Origin of the sequence: Micromonospora phytophila, assembly GCF_023656545.1 — a bacterium.
GTDB classification, from domain to species: Bacteria; Actinomycetota; Actinomycetes; order Mycobacteriales; family Micromonosporaceae; genus Micromonospora; species Micromonospora phytophila.
This window is the reverse complement of record NZ_JAMOKF010000375.1, coordinates 1-4777: the sequence shown is the minus strand read 5'-3', so window position 1 is coordinate 4777 and position 4777 is coordinate 1. Positions and strand designations below refer to the sequence as shown.

2 protein-coding genes are annotated in these 4777 nt (G+C 74.4%); both read left to right on the top strand.

Features of this window, described 5'->3' with window-relative positions; translation table 11 throughout:
• Positions 1-25 precede the first annotated feature (25 nt).
• Positions 26-910: an NAD kinase gene (locus NCC78_RS27675; RefSeq protein ID WP_250798164.1), complete on the top strand. Its 885-nt coding sequence runs from the start codon at positions 26-28 to the stop codon at positions 908-910.
• Positions 911-1134: 224 nt separating this feature from the next.
• Positions 1135-4777: S8 family serine peptidase (locus tag NCC78_RS27670; RefSeq protein WP_250798163.1), on the top strand; the 3643-nt coding region annotated here is incomplete at its 3' end.

Here is a 4777-nt window from a genome sequence, read left to right as displayed (position 1 = left end):
CGGTCGGGACGGGACGGCCGGTCCGGTGACCCGGACCGCACTGCTGGTGACGCACACCGGCCGCCGTCGCAGCACCGAGCACGCCCGCGCGGTCGCGGCCGACCTCATCGCGGCCGGTTTCGAGGTACGGGTCGTCGCCGAGGAGGCCGACGACCTGGACCTGCCCGGCGTGGTCCCGGTCAGCGGGCCGGAGGCGGCCGAGGGCGCGGAGATCGTCTTCGCGCTCGGCGGGGACGGCACCTTCCTGCGCGCCGCCGAGCTGGCCCGGCCGGCGAAGGCGCCGCTGCTCGGCATCAACCTCGGCAAGGTCGGCTTCCTCGCCGAGGCGGAGATCGACGACCTCGACGTCGCGGTGCGCGACGTGGTGCACCGCAACTACCGGGTGGACGAGCGGCTCACCCTCGACGTGACCGCCGAGTTCGACGGCGGTCCGACGATCGAGTCGTGGGCGCTCAACGAGGTCAGCGTCGAGAAGGGGGAGCGGGCCCAGATGCTCGAACTCCTCGTCGACGTGGACGGCCGCCCGCTGTCCCGGTACGGCTGCGACGGGGTGGTGTGCGCCACGCCCACCGGCTCCACGGCGTACGCCTTCTCCGGTGGCGGGCCGGTGGTCTGGCCGGAGGTGGAGGCGCTGCTGCTGGTGCCGATCAGCGCGCACGCGCTGTTCAGCCGCCCGCTGGTCACCGCGCCCACCTCCACCTTCTCCATCACCGTCGACCCGTTCACCACCCTCGCGGTGCTCTGCTGCGACGGCCGGCGCGTCTACGACGTGCCGCCGGGTGCCCGGGTGACCGTGCGGCGGGGCGCCCTGCCGGTGCGCATCGTGCGCCTGCGGGACCGCCCGTTCACCGATCGGCTGGTGGCCAAGTTCGACCTGCCCGTGCAGGGCTGGCGCGGCAGCCGGCGCTGAGCGCCCACCGTCGGCGCGGGGGCGGCGCACCGCAACCCGTCCCGCCCGGGGTGCGCCGGCAACGTGCCGGACATGCGACGGTCCGGTCGCGGCCGCCCGGTGTCCACCTGGCGACATGTCGCCGGTGCGGCGGGCCTTCCCTAGTGACCCAGCGATGATCTTCGGCGCAGACTCCGGAGCGCCGACCTCCCCGAGGCCGGCCTCGGAGTAGAGGAGCACATCGCATGCACCGGTCCCCACGCTGGCTCAGTGCCGGCGCGGTCGGCGCGTTGGTGGTCGGACTCACCGCACCGGCGTCCGCCGACCCGCCCGCCCGGCCCAGTGGCCCGAGTTCGGCCACGACCGCCACGAGCGGCGCGCCCACCCGCATCACTCTGATCACCGGCGACCAGGTGGATCTCGTTCCCGCCGCACCCGGTCGGGTCGCCGCCACCGTCCACCCCGGCCCCGGCCGAGAGCGGATCATCTTCCAGACCACCGAGGCCGACGGCGGGCTGCGGGTGCTGCCCAGCGACGTCATCCCGTATGTCGCCTCCGGCGCCCTCGACGAGGACCTGTTCGACGTGCAGGAACTCGTCGCCGACGGGTACGGCGACGCCGGTCAGGGCGCGCTGCCGCTGATCGTGCGCTACCAGCAGCCGGCCGGCGGGCGGGTCCGCCCGCTCGCCGGGGCCACCGCCGCCCGCCCGCTGGAGAGCATCAACGGCGCGGCGCTGAAGGTCGGCAAGAAGGACCTCGGCGGGCTGTGGACGACGCTGCGCGGCACGTCGCAGGCGCGTACCGCTGCCGGTGCGCCGGCCCGGCTCGGCGCCGGCATCGCCGGCGTCTGGCTGGACGGGCGGGTCCATGCGGACCTGGAGCACAGCGTGCCGCAGATCGGCGCCCCGGCGGCCTGGGCGGCCGGGCGGGACGGCGCGGGCGTCAAGGTCGCGGTGCTGGACACCGGCGTCGACGCCACCCACCCCGACCTGACCGGTCGGATCGTCGAGGCGAAGGACTTCACCGGCGCCGGCAGCGCCCGGGACGGGCACGGCCACGGCACCCACGTGGCGTCCACCATCGCCGGCAGTGGCGGCGCCTCCGAGGGGCTGCGCAAGGGCGTCGCGCCGGGCGCGCGGGTGCTGGTCGGCAAGGTGCTCGCAGATTCGGGCATGGGGTACACGTCGGAGATCATCGCGGGCATGGAGTGGGCCGCCCACTCCGGCGCAAAGGTGATCAACATGAGCCTCGGCGGGAACCCGACCGACGGAACCGACCCGATGAGCCAGGCGCTCAACGACCTGACCGCCGCGACCGGCGCGCTCTTCGTGGTCGCCGCCGGCAATTCCGGGGCTGACTACACCGTCGGCGCTCCGGGCGCCGCCACCGCCGCCCTCACCGTCGGTGCGGTGGACCGGGACGACAAGCTGGCCGACTTCTCCAGCCGCGGCCCGCGCCTGGGTAACAACGGCCTGAAGCCGGAGATCACCGCGCCGGGCGTCGGTATCGTCGCCGCCCGGTCCGCCGGCACCAGCATGGGCACCCCCGTGGGGGACGCGTACACCGCGGCGTCCGGGACCTCGATGGCCGCCCCGCACGTCGCCGGCGCGGCCGCGATCCTCGCCCAGGAACACCCCGACTGGCCCGCCGGGAAGCTCAAGGACGCGCTGGTCAGCACGACGAAGGCGACCCCGGGCCTGACCGTTTTCGAGCAGGGTGCCGGCCGGGTCGACGTGCCGCGGGCACTGACCCAGCGGGTGTACGGCTCGGCCACCGTCGACTTCAACCGGGTCGTCCCCGGCGCCGGGCCGGTGGAGCGGACCGTGACCTACACCAACGGCACGGGCGTCCCGCAGACGCTGCGTTTGGCCATCGAGCTGCGCAAGCTGGACAGCGGCGCGGACGAGCCGGACGGGGTCTCCGTGGTCGGGGATGGCGAGGTGACGGTGCCGGCCGGCGGCAGCGTGGCCGTCCCGCTGCGCGCCGACCCCGAGAAGGTGGACCGCGGCCTGTATGGCGGCTGGCTGGTGGCGACCGGCGCGGACGGCGTCACGGTGCGCACCGCCGTCGGATTCACCGTCGGCCGCCGGCTCCACGCCGTCACCATCCGCGCGTTGGACATGGCGGGGGAGCGCGGGGCGGCGGCCGTCATGCTCCACGGCGAGGACCCGGAGTCCGACGTCATGGGAGACCTCTACTGGGACTGGAAGGTCTACGTGGAGGAGGGGCCGTACCTGGTCAACGCGCTCATCGAGCACGGCGGCCCGCAGCACGACCAGCTCACCGTGGTCACCGACCCGGAGTTGATGGTCGACCGGGATCTCACCCTGGTGCTCGACCCGCGCAAGGGCGTACCGGTGCGGATCGAGACCCCGAAGCCGGCCGAGCAGGCGGGCGGGTACATCGCCTACGAGCACCGCGTCTTCGGTAACGGCCGGCAGGTCGACCACGGGGTGATGACGTTCGGGAACATCCAGCAGTTGAACGTCACGCCGACCCGACAGGTGAGCCAGGGCGAGTTCGAGTTCGCCTCGCGGTGGCAGTTGACCGCCCCGATGGTGGACGCCCGGATCAGCGGCCTCTCCGGCCCGCTGCGCATCAACCTGCTGGGCCAGTCGCCAGGGCCGGCCGGGCGGCGGAAGCTGCCGCTGGTCTGGGGCGGCACCGGTACCCCCGGTGAGCTGGCGCGGGCCCGCGGGGCCACCGTGGTCCTGACCGCCAACCCGGACGTCTCTGAGGACGACCAGGTGGCGGCGGCTGCGAAGGCCGGCGCGGCGGCGGTGCTCATCGTCCGCCCGGCGGACCTCACCGCGTGGACGAACTGGCGGCCCGACGGGGACCGGCTCCCCATTCCCGCCATGGTGATGGCCAACGACGACGGACAGCCGGTCATCAGCGCGGCCCGGACCGGCCGGGCGACCGTGGACCTGACCCTGACCGTGAACAGCCCCTACCTGTACGACGTGTTCCAGGTGTCGAAGGGTCGGGTGCCGGAGCGGATCGTGCACACCGTGACCGCGGAGAACACCGCCGAGGTCACCGCCAGCTACGGCGACACCGGCGGGCTGGACTGGGCCAACGAGCAGCGGTTCGGATGGCGTCCGTGGCAGGAGTACTCCTGGTTCGACTCCCAGCGGTTGGTCCGCACCGGCACCACCCGGCAGGAGTTCGTCAGCACCGGGGACAACTGGTGGCAGCACCGGACGCTGCACAAGCTCGCCGGCATGTGGGGTGGAGCGCTCGACACCGGACTGGCCGATCAGCCCCGGCGGTACGCGGCCGACGACCGGGAGACCGAGACCTGGTACGGCCCGATCGTCCGGCCGGCCGTGTCGGCCGTCGGCGGGGCGCCGGTGCCCACCCGCACCGGGGACACGCTGGACCTGCGGGTGGCCGAGTTCGTCGACGCCGACGGGCACTACGGCCTGGCCGGCCGCAGCGAGGAGATGGACAGCGTCGAGGCGCGGCTCAGCCGTGACGGGCAGCAGCTCGCCGACCTTTCCGGCGGCTGGGTGCCGGTGTCGACCACCGCGGCACCGGCCCGCTACCGGCTGGACCTGACCACCCGGCGCGCCTCGGAGGACTGGCGCTGGGCCACCCGGACCGAGACGGCCTGGGAATTCACCTCGGCCCGCCCGACCGGGGACGGTGCCCAGCCGCTGCCGCTGCTCCAGGTGGACTACCGGGTTCCGGCCGACCTGCGCGGCGAGGTCGCCGGCGGGCGCCCGCACCAGCTGGAGCTGACGTTGCGCCAGCCGGCGGGCGTCCCGGCGCCGACCGGAGCCAGCCTGCGGGTGGAGGTGTCATTCGACTCCGGTGCGACCTGGCGGTCGGTGCCGGTGCACGGCGACGGCACGCGGTACACCGCACTGGTGCCGGCCGGCAAGG